At 63.5% G+C, this 16,251-nt stretch carries 18 protein-coding genes; 4 read left to right on the top strand and 14 right to left on the bottom strand.

Annotated elements, in window-relative coordinates; translation table 11 throughout:
• The first annotated feature begins 316 nt into the window (after window positions 1-316).
• Window positions 317-559 (top strand): hypothetical protein, encoded by a 243-nt coding sequence (locus BMZ97_RS29145; protein ID WP_092178076.1) that lies wholly within the window; start codon window positions 317-319, stop codon window positions 557-559.
• 246 nt (window positions 560-805) lie between these two features.
• Window positions 806-1,027, top strand: coding sequence for a YgaP family membrane protein (locus BMZ97_RS29140; RefSeq protein WP_092178074.1), 222 nt, complete (start codon window positions 806-808; stop codon window positions 1,025-1,027).
• Between the two features lie 218 nt (window positions 1,028-1,245).
• Here the strand turns inward: BMZ97_RS29140 and BMZ97_RS29135 are convergent, their stop codons facing one another.
• From BMZ97_RS29135 to BMZ97_RS29105, 7 genes are all read right to left on the bottom strand, one after another.
• Window positions 1,246-1,650 (bottom strand): host attachment protein, encoded by a 405-nt coding sequence (locus BMZ97_RS29135; RefSeq protein ID WP_092178072.1) that lies wholly within the window; start codon window positions 1,648-1,650, stop codon window positions 1,246-1,248.
• A 124-nt stretch (window positions 1,651-1,774) separates the two neighbouring features.
• Complete coding sequence (locus BMZ97_RS29130; protein ID WP_092178070.1) at window positions 1,775-2,134, bottom strand: cytochrome C oxidase subunit IV family protein; 360 nt, start codon at window positions 2,132-2,134, stop codon at window positions 1,775-1,777.
• Between the two features lie 11 nt (window positions 2,135-2,145).
• Window positions 2,146-2,868, bottom strand: coding sequence for a heme-copper oxidase subunit III family protein (locus BMZ97_RS29125; RefSeq protein ID WP_092178068.1), 723 nt, complete (start codon window positions 2,866-2,868; stop codon window positions 2,146-2,148).
• 124 nt (window positions 2,869-2,992) lie between these two features.
• Complete coding sequence (locus BMZ97_RS29120) at window positions 2,993-3,715, bottom strand: cytochrome c oxidase subunit 3 (RefSeq protein ID WP_092178066.1); 723 nt, start codon at window positions 3,713-3,715, stop codon at window positions 2,993-2,995.
• A 12-nt stretch (window positions 3,716-3,727) separates the two neighbouring features.
• Window positions 3,728-5,488 (bottom strand): cbb3-type cytochrome c oxidase subunit I, encoded by a 1,761-nt coding sequence (locus tag BMZ97_RS29115; RefSeq protein WP_092178064.1) that lies wholly within the window; start codon window positions 5,486-5,488, stop codon window positions 3,728-3,730.
• 47 nt (window positions 5,489-5,535) lie between these two features.
• Entirely contained in the window at window positions 5,536-6,387 is an 852-nt protein-coding gene (locus BMZ97_RS29110; protein WP_092178062.1) for a cytochrome c oxidase subunit II, read from the bottom strand.
• Between the two features lie 438 nt (window positions 6,388-6,825).
• Window positions 6,826-7,215, bottom strand: coding sequence for a c-type cytochrome (locus BMZ97_RS29105; RefSeq protein WP_092178060.1), 390 nt, complete (start codon window positions 7,213-7,215; stop codon window positions 6,826-6,828).
• Window positions 7,216-7,474: 259 nt separating this feature from the next.
• On the opposite strand from BMZ97_RS29105, the gene BMZ97_RS29100 reads away from it, so the two are divergent.
• Window positions 7,475-7,669: a YgaP family membrane protein gene (locus BMZ97_RS29100; protein WP_092178058.1), complete on the top strand. Its 195-nt coding sequence runs from the start codon at window positions 7,475-7,477 to the stop codon at window positions 7,667-7,669.
• A 257-nt stretch (window positions 7,670-7,926) separates the two neighbouring features.
• Here the strand turns inward: BMZ97_RS29100 and BMZ97_RS31055 are convergent, their stop codons facing one another.
• Together BMZ97_RS31055 and rtcR are read right to left on the bottom strand one after the other, a co-directional pair.
• Window positions 7,927-8,208: a hypothetical protein gene (locus BMZ97_RS31055; RefSeq protein WP_139221385.1), complete on the bottom strand. Its 282-nt coding sequence runs from the start codon at window positions 8,206-8,208 to the stop codon at window positions 7,927-7,929.
• Between the two features lie 383 nt (window positions 8,209-8,591).
• Window positions 8,592-10,229 carry an RNA repair transcriptional activator RtcR gene (rtcR, locus tag BMZ97_RS29090; protein ID WP_092178054.1) on the bottom strand — a complete coding sequence of 546 codons (1,638 nt, stop codon included), beginning with the start codon at window positions 10,227-10,229 and terminating at the stop codon, window positions 8,592-8,594.
• Between the two features lie 409 nt (window positions 10,230-10,638).
• Between rtcR and BMZ97_RS29085 the strand changes: the two genes are divergently transcribed.
• Window positions 10,639-12,027, top strand: a complete 1,389-nt coding sequence (locus BMZ97_RS29085) for an RtcB family protein (protein ID WP_175525791.1) — start codon at window positions 10,639-10,641, stop codon at window positions 12,025-12,027.
• 88 nt (window positions 12,028-12,115) lie between these two features.
• On the opposite strand, the gene BMZ97_RS29080 is transcribed toward BMZ97_RS29085, so the two are convergent.
• From BMZ97_RS29080 to BMZ97_RS29060, 5 genes are all read right to left on the bottom strand, one after another.
• Window positions 12,116-12,445, bottom strand: coding sequence for a c-type cytochrome (locus BMZ97_RS29080; protein ID WP_244546664.1), 330 nt, complete (start codon window positions 12,443-12,445; stop codon window positions 12,116-12,118).
• A 75-nt stretch (window positions 12,446-12,520) separates the two neighbouring features.
• Window positions 12,521-12,970 (bottom strand): c-type cytochrome, encoded by a 450-nt coding sequence (locus BMZ97_RS29075; RefSeq protein WP_139221384.1) that lies wholly within the window; start codon window positions 12,968-12,970, stop codon window positions 12,521-12,523.
• A gap of 193 nt (window positions 12,971-13,163) precedes the next feature.
• Window positions 13,164-13,568: a baeRF12 domain-containing protein gene (locus tag BMZ97_RS29070; protein ID WP_092178223.1), complete on the bottom strand. Its 405-nt coding sequence runs from the start codon at window positions 13,566-13,568 to the stop codon at window positions 13,164-13,166.
• 207 nt (window positions 13,569-13,775) lie between these two features.
• Window positions 13,776-14,690 carry an amidohydrolase family protein gene (locus BMZ97_RS29065; RefSeq protein ID WP_092178050.1) on the bottom strand — a complete coding sequence of 305 codons (915 nt, stop codon included), beginning with the start codon at window positions 14,688-14,690 and terminating at the stop codon, window positions 13,776-13,778.
• A 115-nt stretch (window positions 14,691-14,805) separates the two neighbouring features.
• Entirely contained in the window at window positions 14,806-16,116 is a 1,311-nt protein-coding gene (locus BMZ97_RS29060) for an MFS transporter (protein ID WP_092178221.1), read from the bottom strand.
• Window positions 16,117-16,251: the final 135 nt, after the last annotated feature.

Genomic DNA, 16,251 nt, shown 5'->3' with positions numbered 1-16,251 from the left:
CGCGTCCAGCCTCGAGCTGATACCCGCGTCTCGCCAAGCAGTTCGTCTGTCGTTTCCGATATCCTGGCGACGGGCACGGTTCGGTCGGATCATCAAAACGCACGGCGATGGAGCAGGTCAGTTTGCGCAACCCAGACAGGGCCGACGATGGATGCACCACGCCTGCTGCTGGATGAGGGCGCCCTCGCTTCTCTTGCCGCCATGCCGCTGGCGGAGCCTGCTGGCTTGGCCCCGGCGCGTCCCAACCAGGAAGCGCTCGGGAACAACTCGCTGCCCGGATGGATTAGGGAGATGACTCGGGTGAGGGAGCGGGCCAGTGCCAGATCGCCGCAACGCCGACCGTTTCCGGACCGTGCCTCTTCACGTGGCGCTGGGTGCGCTGCTGGGCGCTGCGACCTATCTTATCATGATCGCATTCGATATTGGTTTCATGGGTGGCATGCTGGCGGGCGAGGCCGAGCAGACACAACTCTTCCTCGTCATGCTCGGCGTCTTTGCCAGCAATGGTGCGGTCGGCTCGGGCCTCACCGCGTTCTACTTCCTGGCGACGCAAAGCTGATGGCGATTCCGAATCCAGGCGAGGGACGGAGCGCCATTCTCACCACGCACGCGCGCAACGCCATTTCGCCGGTTTCCTTGCCGCCTCGATGTTCAACTGGGGATTGAACGACATGCAGAAGACGTCAGACGCGGCTAGCCCTTCGATGTCGTCAGCGAGGTTGAGCTGGGTCAATCCTCCGGGCGGAACATCGGACTAAGGTGCATTCGAGCTGGCGCATTATGCACCTTGCCGGGAGATCACATCATGAATGTCGGTGCCTATGATCGCGCTTTGCGTTTTGGCCTGGGCGTCGTTCTGGTTGCGGCTGCTTTCATTCCGCAAGCTGCTGGTTTGCTCGCAGGCTGGGGCAACTGGAAATATGCGTTGACGGCGGCTGGGTTGATCATGCTCGGCACGGCGCTATTCCGCGTCTGCCCAGCTTATACGCTGCTTGGTATCAGCACCTGCCCGGCCGAGCGGCGCTGACATTGCAGCCACAGCCTTCACGCCGCCGTTTCGCCGATCGGGCGGGCTCAGCGCGATATCTCTCGTCGGGGTAGCGTCGGCATGACCGCGAGGTCGCGCCGACGCCGCTAGAGCGTTTTCGAGCGAAGTGGACACCGGTTCGCGTGAAGACAATGCGATAAAACAAGGAGCTAGAGCATTTCCGCGATTCGAAGAAACGCGGAAATGCTCTAGCTGGCTTATGCCGCTTGGAGTGCTGCGATCAGCTCCGGCCCAGTTTTCCCGATCAGGTCCTTCGAGACATCCGCCACAAGCGCGACCTCAAGCTGCTTATGATAATGCCGACGCATTTCGCCCAATGTCCGAGGCGAAGCGACGATCACGAGCTTCTCGATCTTGTGCCCGAGGACCTGATGGTTGAGCCACTGCGTTGCGGCGGCTGCGTGAGCATCCTCGTCGATCTGATGGCCTGTCGGGTTAGCGGAACTGGAGTCGCGACCAGCTCCGCCGGGCTTGTTGCTCTCGTCCAGATCAGGAGAGACCAGGGCCGCGAGTTCGGGGCTCGATTCGTCACCCGTGTTGCGGTGAAGCTCGAAATGCTTCCCATCAACCAGCGCGACAACGGCGCCATGTGGTAGCTGCATCAGTATCTCCTCACTCAGACGATCCGGCCAGACGTGAAGCGGTCGCGCAGGCCTGAACTGTCGACCGGAGGGACAAGTCCAGGGACCAGGGCAAGATCCCGAGCCGGATTCCGGAATCATCACCTCATGAACCGGCCGAGAAGAAGGTCACCCGGGACAGCAAGGTGTAGTCCGACTCGAAAATCATGATCCCGACGAAGACCAGCAGCAGCGTCGGCGGCAGCAGGATCGCATAGACGAAGGCCAATCGCTCCCAGGCCATGTGCATGAAGACGGCGACGATCAGGCCGGCCTTCAGCGCCATGAAGCTCAGGATGAGCGACCAGCGCAGATAGCCGGCGAGCTGGAAATAATCGACCAGATAGGAGCAGGTGCTGAGGATGAACAGCCAGGCCCAGACCACGAGATAGAGCCGGATCGGGTGGTGCTGCCCCTTGCCCTCGGTCGCAGGCTGAATGTCGGCGTGGCTTGTCGGTTGCGACATGGCGGCCTCTCTCACCAGAGATAGAACAGCGCGAAGATGAAGACCCAGACGAGATCGACGAAGTGCCAGTAGAGCCCGGTGATCTCGACGATTTCGTAATTGCCCTTCCGGCTCGTGAAAAAGCCGCGCCGCCCGTCGTCGAAATCGCCGCGCCAGACCTTGCGGGCCATGATGAGGAGGAAGATCACGCCGATCGTGACATGCGTGCCGTGGAAGCCGGTGATCATGAAGAAGCTTGCGCCGAACTGCTCCGCGCCCCAGGGATTCCCCCAGGGACGGACCCCTTCCGAGATCAGCTTGGTCCATTCGAAGGCCTGCATGCCGACAAAGGCCGCGCCGAGCAGGGCGGTCGCCAGCATCAGGACAGCTGTCTTGCGGCGGTCGCGGCGGTAGCCGAAATTGACCGCCATCGCCATCGTGCCGCTGCTGCTGATCAGGACGAAGGTCATGATCGCAATCAGGAGGAGCGGAAAATGGTGGCCGGAAACCTCCAGCGAGAAGACCTCGCTGGGCATAGGCCAGGGCACGGTCGTCGACATTCTGGCCGTCATATAGGCGATCAGGAAGCAGCTGAAGACGAAGGTGTCGCTGAGCAGGAACACCCACATCATGGCCTTGCCCCAGGACACGGTCCTGAACGCGCGCTGGTCCGACGACCAGTCCGCGACGAAGCCGTGCCGGCCGGTGGAGGGGGCGATCTCGGCATTCAGGGTGGTTGGCGCGACCTCATTCATCGGTGCAACCTCGCTTGGGCCTCCAGAGCAATGTCCGATCAGGTCGGATCGTTCAATTGCTCAAACTTATTGTTTTAACGCGTTGTCTTGCCGCAAACCGGTGTCCACTTCGCTCGAAAGCGCTCTAACTCAGCAATCCCCTGCAGATCTCGATGAGATCGTCGGTCCAGCGCATCAGGAGGCTGAACAGGACGAGCCAGACCAGGAGCAGGAAGTGCCAATAGCTGGTGCAGAGCTCGACGCTGAGGCGCAAGCGAGCGAGTGCTTGCGGCGGGCTCGTCCCAGCCAGGGCGAATGCCGTGACGGCCGTGCGGTTCAGCACCACCAGCCCACCCAGCATGTGCAGTCCGTGAAGCGCCGTGACCAGATAGAAGAAGGCGCTGGCCGGGTTGGCCGCGCTGAAATAGCCGGAGGCGGCAAGTTCCCGCCATGCCAGCACCTGGCAGGCAAGAAAGGCAAGCGAGGTCGCCACGGTCGCGAGAAGGCCCGAACGGACGGCGTCAAGCTCGTCACGGCGCGCCGCGATCACCGTCGTGTGCAGCACGATGCTGCTCAGCAGCAGCAGCCCGGTGCTGAACCACAACACGGTCGGCATCGGCAGCGAACCCCAGTCCGGCATGCCCATGCGCATCGCATAGGCGCTGACGAGAAGTGAAAACAGCGAGCCGGCGACGACCAGGAAGGCGCCGAGGCCGACCTTCGCGATCCGTCGCGGTGACGATCGCGCACTCCCGCTATCGCCGATCACGCCGACCACAAGCCAGGGTTTGGTGGCCAGACCCTGGCCCGACAGCCACCAGCCGGCGAGCGCTGCCATGATGACCATGAAGATGACGATCACGATCATGTCGGCCCCTCCTCACGCGGTCCGTGGATCGGGAGGCTGGTTCTGCGGCAGAAAATCTTGCGCGGCGCCAGGCACGCTGTAGTCATAGGCCCAGCGATAAACCACGGGCAGGGTCTGGCCCCAGTTGCCATGGGCCGGCGGCGTCTGCGGCGTCTGCCATTCGAGCGTGGTCGCGCGCCAGGGGTTGCCACCGGCCGGTCGGCCGTGCCTGACGCTCCAGACGAGGTTGAACAGGAAGACGAGCTGGGCCGCGCCGACGATCAGGGCGACGATCGTGATGAAGGCATTCAGGGTTGCGGTCGATGGCGGGACGAACGCCATCTCGCCCATCTCATGATAGCGGCGCGGCACGCCCATCAGCCCGATATAATGCATCGGGAAGAAGATCAGATAGGCGCCGAGGAAGGTGACCGAGAAATGCAGCTTCGCGAGTGCGTCATCAAGCATCCGCCCGGTGACTTTCGGATACCAGTGGTAGATCGCGCCGAAGACCACGAGGATCGGCGCGACACCCATCACCATGTGGAAATGCGCGACGACGAACATCGTGTCGGATAGCGGCACATCGACGACGACATTGCCGAGGAACAGGCCGGTCAGACCGCCATTCACGAAGGTCACGATGAAGCCGAGCGCGAACAGCATCGGCGGCGTGAAATGGATGTCGCCGCGCCAGAGCGTCAGCACCCAGTTATAGACCTTGATCGCGGTCGGAATGGCGATGATCAGCGTCGTGGTGGCGAAGAAGAACCCGAAGGAGGGGTGCATGCCGCTGACATACATGTGGTGCGCCCAGACGACGAAGCTCAGCGCCCCGATCGCGACCAGCGCCCAGACCATCATGCGATAGCCGAAGATGTTCTTCCGCGCATGGGTGCTGATCAGGTCGGAGACGATGCCGAAGGCCGGCAGCGCGACGATGTAGACCTCCGGGTGGCCGAAGAACCAGAACAGGTGCTGGAACAGGATCGGGCTGCCGCCTTTATAGGGCAGCTGCTCGCCCATCGCGGCGATGGCCGGCATGAAGAAGCTCGTGCCGATCAGCCGGTCGAGCAGCATCATCACGGCGCCGACGAAGAGCGCCGGGAAGGCCAGAAGCGCCATGATCGTGGCGGTGAAGATGCCCCAGATCGTCAGCGGCATCCGCATCAGCGTCATCCCCCTGCAGCGCCCCTGCAGCACGGTCACGACATAGTTCAGCCCGCCCATGGTGAAGCCGATGATGAAGAGCATCAGCGAGACCAGCAGCACGATGATGCCCCATTGCTGGCCCGGCGTGTTGGCGAGGATCGCCTGCGGCGGATAGAGCGTCCAGCCCGCGCCCGTCGGCCCGCCCGGCACGAAGAAACCGCCGACGAGGACCAGCACGGCCAGGAAATAGATCCAGAAGCTCAGCATGTTCACATAAGGGAACACCATGTCGCGCGCGCCGAGCATCAGCGGGATCAGGTAGTTGCCGAAACCGCCGAGAAACAAGGCGGTCAGCAGATAGATCACCATGATCATCCCATGCATGGTGATGAGCTGATAATAGTGGTCCGCGTCGATAAAGGAGAGCAGGCCGGGAAAGGCGAGCTGCATGCGCATCAGCCAGGACAGCACCAGCGCGACGAGTCCGATCGCCAGCGCCACCATGGAATACTGAATGGCGATCACCTTGGCGTCCTGGGAGAAGACGTATTTCGTGATCCAGCTCTTCGGGTGATAGAGCTCGACATCGTCGATGCCGCCGGCCGACAGCGGTTCCAGAGTGCCGTGTGTCACATCCGCCATAGGACACCCTCCCTCCCAATTTCAGACGCGGCGGCCCGGTGCCGGGCTCACCGCGTTGCCTCGCCGAGTTCCTCGCCTGCGTCTTGGTTCCTCGCCTGCGTCTTGGCCGGAGCCTGGAGCTGGGCGAAGGTCTTTTGTTGCTGTAGCCAGGCCTGATAGTCGCCCGCCGGCTCGACCACGACGCCGCCGCGCATGAAGCTGTGGCCGGTGCTGCAGAGTTCGGCGCACAGCGCCTCAAAAACCCCGGCCCGTGTCGGCGTGAGCCAGTAATAGGTGACGGTGCCGGGGATCATGTCCATCTTGGCGCGGAATTCCGGCACGTAGAAATCATGCACGACGTCGAGCGAGCGGAGCAGCATCCTGACCGGCTTGTCGAGCTGGAGATGGAGCTGATCGCCCTGGATGATGATGTCGTCCTGCCCGCGCGGGTCCTTCGGGTCGAGACCCAGCGGATTCTCCGGGCTGACATGGGCGACGTCGGTCGCGCCGAGCCGGCCATCCGCGCCGGGAAGCCGGTAGCTCCATTGCCATTGCTGGCCCACGATCTCGACGGTGGTGGCGTCCTTCGGCACCGTCACGAACTGGCTCCAGACCACGAGACCGGGCGCGAGCATGGCCGCGACCCCAACGCCGGTGCCGATCGCGAGCCACCATTCGAGCCGCTTGTTCTCGGGCTCATAGGCGGCCCGGCTACCCTCGCGATGGCGGAACCGGAGGACGCAATAGGCCATGAACAGCACGACGGCCGCGAAGACGGCGCCGGTGATCCAGAAGGTGACGATGATGGTGTCGTCGATATAGCGCCAGTTCGAAGCGATAGGCGTCCACCACCACGGACTCAGGAAGTGAAACACCACCGAGCCGATCACCACCAAAGCCAGTGCGACTGCGATAGCCATGCTCTGTCATCCTTGCCCAGGGTGGCGATGAACAGGAACCAAGGAGCGCCGCGGCCCGGAGCTTGCGCCGCGACGTTACGAAGACGAAGTCTCGTTCAGTATGAAAACGGGCAAACGGCCCGGAAAGCGTCCGGGCCTGCTATGGGAAACGCAGCGATCGATGGGCTGAGGCGCGGCTGCACATGAAAGCCGTGGGGCGCAGGCTCGGCTGAGCGCGCTCGCAGGTTTCAGGCGTTTCTGTCTTCCCGCCATCGCCGAACCTCAGGTTCGCCTTGACGACCATGCGCCGAATCTGGCGCAAACCCCTGATAAAGGGCTAGAAGGCATTCAAGCCTTCATCCCATAGTCATCCAATGTTGTCGTCCTGCTTACGATGGTTGTCAATTGATGTCAGGCGGATGCTGACGGCTCCCATGCTGCAGTCTCGCGGCGATCCGGCTATTTTTTCTTTCCGTCGGCGTCAAATTGCTTGAGGAAGGCGACGGCGTCGTCGATTTCCTGATCGGATTTGAGGCCCGGAAACACCATCTTGGTGCCGGGGACTTTCGCCTGTGGCGCCCTGATGTAGTCGCGGAACGTCGCTTCGTCCCAGGTGATGCCGGAATTCTTGTTGGCGGGCGAATAGCTGTAGCCTTCGATCGAGCCGGCCGGCCGGCCGAATAGGCCGTTCAGCTTCGGCCCGACGGCGTTCTTGGCGGTTTCGCCGATCTGGTGGCAGGCGCGGCATTTCAGGAAAATCTTTTCGCCTGCGGCAGGGTCGCCAGCCGCTTCGGCTGACAGGGGGCATGCCGCCAGAATCAACGAGGCGATTACAGTCCAGGGTGCCATGGGCATCCTCCTCCAAGGTCAGAGGGGATCTTTTCGCAAGGACTGGCGACCGCGCTGCACAGTCCTCAGCATAACTTATACTATCATCAGCTCTCTTCAATCCAGAGACACCGTGCGTTACCTGGATCACGCCGACTGCACCCCTGAGGCGCGATTGGCTTGACCAAGCTGGCCGGAGCGCTGTGCGACATGAACTCGGCCGAGATGATGGGCACTCCGGAGGCTACCACCAAACCCGGCTACCTGTCTCAGAGCAGTTCTGCGTTTTGGCCTGGGCGTCGTTCTGGTTGCGGCTGCTTTCATTCCGCAAGCTGCTGGTTTGCTCGCAGGCTGGGGCAACTGGAAATATGCGTTGACGGCGGCTGGGTTGATCATGCTCGGCACGGCGCTATTCCGCGTCTGCCCAGCTTATACGCTGCTTGGTATCAGCACCTGCCCGGCCGAGCGGCGCTGACATTGCAGCCACAGCCTTCACGCCGCCGTTTCGCCGATCGGGCGGGCTCAGCGCGATATGTCTCGTCGGGGTAGCGTCGGCATGACCGCGAGGTCGCGCCGACGCCGCTAGAGCATTTTCGAGCGAAGTGGACACCGGTTCGCGTGAAGACAATGCTCTAGCTGGCTTATGCCGCTTGGAGTGCTGCGATTAGGTCTGGCCCACTTTTCCCGATCAGGTCCTTCGAGACATCCGCCACAAGCGCGACCTCAAGCTGCTTATGATAATGCCGACGTTTTTTGCTTATCGATCTTGTGCCCGAGGACCTGATGGTTAAGCCACTGCGTTGCAGCGGCTGCGTGAGCATCCTCGTCGATTTGATGGCCTGTTGGATTTGCGGAACTGGAGTCGCGACCAGCTCCGCCGGCCTTGTTGCTCTCGTCCAAATCAGGAGAGATCAAGGCCGCGAGTTCGGGGCTCGATTCGTCGCCCGTGTTGCGGTGAAGCTCGAAATGTTTCCCATCAACCAGCGCGACAACGGCGCCATGTGGTAGCTGCATCAGTATCTCCTCACTCAGACGATCCGGCCAGACGTGAAGCGGTAGCGCAGGCCTGACCTGTCGATCGGAGGGACAAGTCCAGGGACCAGCGCGCGCTTCACCTGGGTCAGGGCCTAACCAGACTGGGAGCGTATCGTTCCACTGGCTCATGGAAGGGGTGCGGCCATGCCCAACCGGGTCATGATCGCGTTCGTCGCGCGTATTACCGGCGCAAGAGATTGAAAAGGTAGGGGTATTTTGGCACCGCCCTGGGCGCAACCCCAGCTTCGGAGGGCAACGCTTTATCCAGCTGAGCTACGGGCGCAATCCGTGGAAGGTGGATAGCCGGGCGCTCGGCAACGAGGGATTTTGCGACGAAGCAAGGGCCTGACAGGGAATGCGCCCTATCGCGCGCTGCTGCTCATTGCCCGATCTGCGACCGTCTCGGACACATCGTCGAACTTCAACCCGAAGCGAGCCAGGTATTTGCGCAGCCTGTCGGCATCGTTGCCGCTGGTCTTGCTCGTTCGGGAGACGGCAAACAGCTTGCGCCCCGCGGCGCTCAGCGACGGGCTTTCCTGGCAGATGGCGATGACCGTTGCCAGTTGGGCGCGGTCGAACAGGTCGATGTCATCGAGGCGCTCCCGGCCGAGGATATCGGCAAGCTGCTCATCCTGCCCTGACGCCTCCGCCTTGCCGGCCCGCCAGAGCATAGACAACCGGTCGATCTCGTCGCGCGCCGTGGCCTCGTTGATGCGCCCATGCGGAGCCAGTGTCGCCATGCGGGTGACCGAGGCCGACAGGTCACGGAAATTGGCACTCCACCGCGCCTCCGGCCCGATCGCGAAGGAGAGGTAAAGCGAGCGCGCTTCCTTGTTGAACGTGATGTTTTGGCCCTCGCGCTCGCCGAAGCGACGCAGCTCGAATTCGAGATTGGGCTCGATATCCTCCTTGCGGTCGCGCAGCGCCGGCAGCCGGAAGGTCCAGAGATTGAGCCGAGCAAACAGATCCTCGCGAAAGGCGCCTTCGCGCACACTGGTCGACAGGTCCCGATTGGTGCCGGCGATGAGTTGAAAATCCGAACCCCGGTCGCGGTCCGAGCCCATCGGCAAAAAGCGCTTCTCCTCGATCGCGCGCAGGCACATCGCCTGCTCATCGAGCCCAAGCTCGCCGATCTCGTCGAGAAAGAGCACGCCCTTGTCGGCGGACTTCATCAGTCCCGGACGGTCGCTTTGTGCGCCGGTGAACGCGCCCTTCACATGGCCAAACAGGGTCGACATCGCCTGATCGCCCCGCAAGGTCGCGCAGTTGACCTCGACGAAAGCGCCCGAAACCTGATGCTGGGCCTTCTTCAGCTCGTAGACCCGCTTGGCGAGCTGCGATTTGCCGGCGCCGGTCGGCCCCGTCAGCAGGACGGGTGCGCGCGAGCGGATCGCGACCTTCTCGATCTGGTCGATCATCGCGTTGAAGGCGGGGCTGCGGGTGGCGATGCCCGATTTCAAAAAGGATGTCGCCTCCTCGTGCTCGGCCGCGAAGCGTGTCGCTATGGCGTCGTAGCGCGAGAGGTCAAGATCGATGATCGAGTGCCCACCCGACATGTCGTCGTCGGCCGGGCGGCCGCGTGGCGGCGAGAGCTGAAGCAGGCGTCCGGGAAGATAGCGCGCCTCGACCAGCAGGAACCAGCAGATCTGCGCGACATGGGTGCCGGTAGTGATGTTGACCAGGTAGTCCTCGCGCTCCGGATCGAAGGCATAGGAGCGGGCGAACTCGCGCAGGCTCGTATAGACCTCGCTGAAGTCCCAGGCATCCTTCATCGAGACCGTATGCTGCCGGACCTCGGTCGCTGGCGAGACCGTCTCGATATCGGCGATGATCTCGCGCGCAAGGCTGGCGGACTTGACGTCGTGGAGCAGTTCCAGCCGGTCGATGAAAAGGCCCTGCTGCTGGCACAGCGCCACCGTCGGCCGCCAGCGCTTCCAGCGCTCGCCACGGCCGGCGTCGAGGGTCGTCCCCAAAATGCTGATGGCAACGCGGCGGCGCATGAAACGGCTTATCCAATTTTCTAGATGTCGATCCTATAGGATAATAATTCCGCTGAAAAGTGTGGCCAAATGCAGCTTCTAGCCGTTCCGGAAAAGATTTTTTACGCGTTTAATTTCAATAGCTTGACAAGGTCTAGTCGGCTGCGTCGTAGCCACTTCAGGCCCGTTGGCACGAAGCCTGTAATGATGGGTTGGTGACGCCGATCTCTGGTTCCAGTGCATCGAACGATCACGCGGTAGGCCCCCGGCGGCAATTCGGCCGCCGGGGTTTCGGAAATGGCTTCCGAAACAACAGGGCGATGCCTGCCCAGCGGCTGGAGCCATCCCGCGAGATCTCGCCGTCATGGCCGATCCGGGAAGAGCGGTAGAGCCTGCCTCGCATGGCGGAGCGGCGGAAAGAGACACGAAGATGACCGAAATTTTGAGTGGGCAGGATCTGATCGATGCGGGAGTGAGGCAGGGCAAATGGTTCGGTCGCGCGCTCGCCGCCGGCAATGCACTGCTGGAAAAGGGCGCTACCTTCGAGGAGGCGATCGCGACCGCGCGCGGCTTCGAGCCGCCGCCTTCCGCACCGCTGCTCATGGCGGGTTCGGTGCCGTTCCATCTGAACATCCAGGCAGAAACCCCCGATGAACAGGCCAACATCAGCTCGGTCGTGCTGAGCATGACCGAGCTGATGCGAACCCCTGTGATCCGCGCCGGAGCGGTGATGCCCGATGCCTGCCCGGCTGGTCCTGTCGGCACTATTCCGGTTGGCGGGGTTGCCGTTTCGGAAGGCATCCACCCCGGCATGCATTCGGCCGATATCTGCTGCTCGATGGCGATCTCGGTCTTTCCCGGCGTCGCGCCTGCGGCCCTGCTGGACGCCGTCCATCAGGTGACGCATTTCGGTCCGGGCGGACGCCCGCGTGGGCAGCAGTTCAGGCCGCCCGCCGCGGTGATGGAGCGCTTTGCGGCGAACGCCTTTCTGCGTGACGGCACCAGCGCGGCTATCGAGCATTTCGGCACGCAGGGCGACGGCAATCACTTCGCTTATGTCGGCACGCTCAAGTCGAGCGGGCAGACCGCGCTGGTGACGCATCACGGCTCGCGCGGCCCCGGCGCGCGGCTCTACAGCAAGGGCATGCGGGTCGCGGAGGATTTCCGCAGGCTGCTCTCGCCGGAAACCGCGCCGCAGAACGCCTGGATACCCAATGATACGCGCGAGGCCGAGGACTACTGGGCGGCTCTGCAAGCCATCCGCGAATGGACCAAGCAGAACCACCTCGTTATCCACGACATGGCGGCCGAAAGGCTGTCCGCACATGTGTCGGACCGGTTCTGGAACGAACACAACTTCGTCTTCCGGCGCTCGGACGGGCTATTCTACCATGGCAAGGGAGCGACGCCCGCATTCCAGGGCTGGGCCGACGATGCGACCGATCTGACGCTGATCCCACTCAACATGGCCGAGCCCGTGCTGATCGTGCGCGGCAAGGATGCGGCAAACGGGCTGGGGTTCTCGCCGCATGGCGCGGGCCGCAACGTCTCCCGCACCCGGCACAAGCGGATGCAGGAGGGGCGCACCGACGCGGAGATCTTTGCGGCGGAGACGAAGGGCATCGACGCGCGCTTCTTCTCCGGCGTGACGGATATCTCCGAACTGCCGAGCGCCTACAAAAGCGCGGCATCGATGCGGCGCCAGATCGAGCATTACGGCTTGGCCGAAGTGGTCGACGAGGTGTTGCCGCATGGCTGCATCATGGCTGGCGACTGGCAGGTCAACGCGCCCTGGCGTCGCAAGAAGCATCGGCAGTGAGCCCTGCCGCTGTCGAACGCCGGTCGTGGCGTGGACGCCAATGCGGTGCCGAATGCCTGTTCGGATAAGGCTCCGCTACCCCTGGGCCTCAGCGCGCTCTGAGGCTCAGGATATAGGCGATGACGTCGTCGGTTTCGTCCCGCGTGAGCTGATAGCGCGGCATGTTGCCATGCGGCGTCTGCAGGAAAACGCGCAGCGACAGCTCGGTCTGCGACGCCATGTCGGCGACGGCACCGAAGCCGGGCGGAACCCGACTGGGATCGCGGCCGGCGCCGTCGATCTGATGGCACCCGCTGCACAGTGATGTCGCGACCTCCCGGCCGGCCCGCGCGTCGCCGATGCCTTGTGCCAGGGAGGGTGCTGCGCCGAACAGGGCGGCGCAGAGCGCAAATAATCCCCATCGGCCGTGGAACATCATCACGGGCTCATGCCGCCTGGTCCTGATCGCTGTCATCGTACCCGTGCTCCCTTTTGTCGCAGAAGCCCTTTTCCGTCAGGGCGTTGGCTTCCACCTGCGCGAAATGCGCCTGATATAAGCCACGAGACCATCGGTCTCATTCTCGAGCAGGTGGAACTCGGGCATGCCGGGATGGCGAATGACGGTGCCGTCGATCAGGACGGGCGCCGGATTGTTGCCGGGATAGCGCTCGGCGATTAGCGGAAAGGGCGGCGATTTCGGATTGGGGCTGAGGCCGGTCGCCTCGATCGCATGGCAGCCGCCACAGTGCCGCTGCGCGACGTGCTTGCCGATCCCGGCGCTTTCAGCGTTGTCCGGCCGCTGCGCATCGGCCGGCATGGCCCAACCAGGTTGCATCGTGATCAGAGCGCCACTGAGCGCACCGAACGCGATCATCAGGAGCCGTCTTGTCGCGATCCGAAACATCATCTGCACTCCCAGCGATCTGCCTGTGTGCCCCCGCGGCTGCGCCATGGCCTTGATCAAGGTCAATCGCCGGCCGCGATGCGCCATGCGCTGCCGGAGCCTCGGCGGTGATGGGCGCGAGAGCATTTTCGAGCGAAGGGGACGCCGGTTCGCGAGGACAATGCGATGAAACAAGGAGGTAGAGCACGCCCGCGCTTCGGAGAAACGCGGACGTGCTCTAGGTGTTCCGCCCCGCACCCATTGCCGCAAGGGCTTACTTGCCTCGAAGCGCGACGAGGATCTCCGGCCCGCTCTTGCCGACCAGATCCTTCGAGAGTTCGGCGACAAGGGCCGCCTGCAATTGCTTGTGGTAGTGCAGCCGCATTTCTCCGAGGGTCCGGGGCGCGGCGACGATCACAAGCCGCTCGATCTTGCGGGCGGTGACCTGCTTGTTGAGCCACCCTACCGCCGCTGCGGCATGGGCATCCTCATCGATCTGATGTCCTGTCGGATTTGCCGAGCTCGAATCCCGCCCGGCACCGCCACCCTTGCCGTGCTCGTCGAGATCGGGCGACATCATCGGCGCGAGGACGGGGCCGGCTTCATTGCCGCTGTTGCGAAAGAGTTCGAACCGCTTGCCGTCGACCAGGGCGATCACGGCAGCATGGGGGAGTTGCATGTCAATGTCCTCGGGGTGGTCGATCAGCTTGGCAGGCCGGGCCCGGGAAAATTTGGCCGGCGGAGGCCGCAAGCGGGCGCGATGGCCGCTATCACCGATCCGACGGCAAGCCGAAAACCCGGAGACCTGCGCAGCCTTGATCGGCAAATCCGTGCAAGGCCGCATTGATCGCGATCAAAGACCGCGTTTGCTGGAGGGCGCGCCGCGCTAGCCCAGCCGGTAGGTTTCGCGCGCCGTTTCAGCGAACAGGCGCAATTGCTCGTCTTGCGTATAGCGCGCCGCGATCGTCTTGAAGCCGGTAAAGATCTGGTCGAACGAGCCGCAGAGGCTGTCGACCGGGAAATTGCTCGCGAACATGGATCGCTCAGTGCCGAACATCGCGATGATCTCTTCGACGATCCAGCGGTTGTCCGTCATTGTCCAGGGGCGGTCGGGCAGGCCGATGCCAGAGATCTTGACGCGCAGATTGGGAGAATCGGCCAGGCGCGCCATGGCGGCATGCCAGCCTGCAAGCCCGCGCTCGCTGCGATCCGCCGGCAGGCCGGCATGGTTGAGCACGATGGTCGTGGCGGGGAAGCTGCGGGCGAGGTCCTCTGCCTCATGCAGGTTCCACCAGGGCGTCTGCAGATCGAAGTTGAGGCCATGCCGCCCGAGCAGTTCGTAGCCCTGGCGCCAGCGCTCGCTCGACATCAGCGTGCGCTGGGAGCCGACATCCTCGGGCCGCTGCGGCCCGCCCGGCTTGTGACGCACGCTGCGCACGAGGGCGAAGGCGGCCTGTCCGGCGATGACCGCTGCGGCCTCAGTACGGTCGAGCCGGGCTTGCGCCACGATGGCATTGGGCACGCCGAAGCGCTTGGTCAGGCTTGTCGCATAACGCGTCTCGCCGATCGGGTCGTTCTCGTCCCACTCCGTCTCGACATAGACCGTCTGGCGGACATCATGCCCGGCGGCATCCGCGAAATAATCGTCGGGCAGGTAGCGGCGCTTGAGCGCCGAATAATCGCCGTAGCGGAATGGGATCCTGGCCTCCGGCTTCAGCCAGGGATGGGGATTGCTGAGCGGGTCCCAGAAATGCTGGTGCGCATCGACGATCGGCCCCTGCCAGAGTTTCAACTCGGTCACGCTTTTCGGCTCCTTTGGAGCAATTTCCGATCAAATTGGATCGAAAACTGCTCCAGCTCCTTGTTTTGACGCGTTGTCTTCACGCGAACCGGTCGCCACTTCGCTCGAAAGCGCTTTAGCGGGCTTCCGCGTCCTGGAAGTCGATCAGCATGGAGCCGATGACATAGAGGGCGGCGCAGGCGGCGAAGAAGTAGAGCACCATCAGATAGGTGCCCGTTGCCTGCAGGATCAGGCCGGTGATGATCGGGATGGCGATGCCGCTGGCGCTGCCGGCGAAGTTCATCGCGCCGCCGATAATGCCGACCTTCTCGCGGGGCGCGAGGATCGCCGGCAGGCTCCAATAGAGGCTGCCGAAATAGAGCAGGAACAGCGTGACGGAGAGCAGCGCCACCGCCATCACCGGGTCTGCGACCTCAGGCAAGGCGAGGAAGGACGCCATGACGCCGAGACCGCTGAAGCCCAGGGCGATCTTGTAGGTCACGCTGCGGCGCAGGCCTTTCTCCTGCAGCTTGTCGACGAGGAAGCCGCTGAGCAGCGAGCCGAACATGCCGGACAGGAAGATCACGAAGGTCGCGCCGCCCATCTGCTTGAGATCGAACCCGCGGGCCTGGGCGAGATAGCTCGGCCCCCAGGTCAGCAATCCGAAATTGATCATGGCCCAGCTCATGCGGCCGAGGAGGATGGCCGAAAGCGAGCGCGGCGAGATCTGTTTCGGGGCTGCCGCTTCCGCAGAAGTGGCGTTCGCAGCGGACGCCTCGATCAGGGCGAGCTCCCGGGCATCGACGCCGGGATGCTCGGCTGGATTGTCGCGCAGATACCCCCAGGCGAGATAGCCGAGCAGAATGGTTGCGACACCCGCGACGACGAAGGCCGTGCGCCATGAGCCGAAGGCCAGGATGAGCCAGGCGATGATGACGCCACCAAAAGCCGCTCCCAGCGGCGCGCCGCTATCCATCAGCACGGCCCCGCGGCCGCGCTCCTTCGGCGACAGCCAGATCGAGTTGAGCTTGGCGCCGGCTGGAAACAGCGGCGCCTCCGCCGCGCCAAGCCCGATGCGGCTCAGGAGCAAGGTGACGCCGCCGGTGCACAGGCCGGCGATCGACTGGAAGATGCCCCAGCCGATGGTCGCGCCGGTGATCAAGGCGCGCGGGCCGAACCTGTCGATCAGCCAGCCGCCGGGGATCTGCAGCGCGGCATAGCTCCAGAAGAAGGCGCTGAGGATCAGTCCCTGCATCGCAGGTTCGAGATTGAACTCCTTGGCAATGGTCGGCATGGCGATCGAGAGTGCCGTGCGGTCGATCAGGTTGATGACCACCAGCACGAAGACGATGCCAAAGATGCGCCAGCGCACCGTGGTGCCGGCCGACGCGGTGGCCGCCTGGCCGATGCCGCTCTGCGGCGCGTGAGTATGGTCCAATCCCGACATGGCGTCCCCTCCGGCCGGCTTCGCCGGCTCATGCGTTTCCAAGGGATGGCGTTTCCGAAGGGAAGCGGATGCGCGGCATCGCGCAGGGTCCGTCCGTAAGCGGCGCTTCTCCCAATCGCCGGCGATGCGTGCCGC

Origin of the sequence: Allobosea sp. OK403 (assembly GCF_900113835.1) — a bacterium.
Lineage (GTDB): Bacteria > Pseudomonadota > Alphaproteobacteria > Rhizobiales > Beijerinckiaceae > Allobosea.
The sequence above is the reverse complement of the archived record's forward strand: the minus strand, read 5'-3'. Positions and strand labels throughout refer to the sequence as shown.

Coding starts and splice junctions, on each gene's coding strand:
- BMZ97_RS29125 (WP_092178068.1), bottom strand. CDS start 2,868: ATGAATGAGGTCGCGCCAACCACCCTGAATGCCGAGATCGCCCCCTCC.
- BMZ97_RS29140 (WP_092178074.1), top strand. CDS start 806: ATGAATGTCGGTGCCTATGATCGCGCTTTGCGTTTTGGCCTGGGCGTC.
- BMZ97_RS29080 (WP_244546664.1), bottom strand. CDS start 12,445: ATGATGTTCCACGGCCGATGGGGATTATTTGCGCTCTGCGCCGCCCTG.
- BMZ97_RS29120 (WP_092178066.1), bottom strand. CDS start 3,715: ATGATCGTGATCGTCATCTTCATGGTCATCATGGCAGCGCTCGCCGGC.
- BMZ97_RS29110 (WP_092178062.1), bottom strand. CDS start 6,387: ATGGCTATCGCAGTCGCACTGGCTTTGGTGGTGATCGGCTCGGTGGTG.
- BMZ97_RS29060 (WP_092178221.1), bottom strand. CDS start 16,116: ATGTCGGGATTGGACCATACTCACGCGCCGCAGAGCGGCATCGGCCAG.
- BMZ97_RS29135 (WP_092178072.1), bottom strand. CDS start 1,650: ATGCAGCTACCACATGGCGCCGTTGTCGCGCTGGTTGATGGGAAGCAT.
- BMZ97_RS29085 (WP_175525791.1), top strand. CDS start 10,639: ATGACCGAAATTTTGAGTGGGCAGGATCTGATCGATGCGGGAGTGAGG.
- BMZ97_RS29130 (WP_092178070.1), bottom strand. CDS start 2,134: ATGTCGCAACCGACAAGCCACGCCGACATTCAGCCTGCGACCGAGGGC.
- BMZ97_RS31055 (WP_139221385.1), bottom strand. CDS start 8,208: ATGCAGCTACCACATGGCGCCGTTGTCGCGCTGGTTGATGGGAAACAT.
- rtcR (WP_092178054.1), bottom strand. CDS start 10,229: ATGCGCCGCCGCGTTGCCATCAGCATTTTGGGGACGACCCTCGACGCC.
- BMZ97_RS29115 (WP_092178064.1), bottom strand. CDS start 5,488: ATGGCGGATGTGACACACGGCACTCTGGAACCGCTGTCGGCCGGCGGC.
- BMZ97_RS29070 (WP_092178223.1), bottom strand. CDS start 13,568: ATGCAACTCCCCCATGCTGCCGTGATCGCCCTGGTCGACGGCAAGCGG.
- BMZ97_RS29105 (WP_092178060.1), bottom strand. CDS start 7,215: ATGGCACCCTGGACTGTAATCGCCTCGTTGATTCTGGCGGCATGCCCC.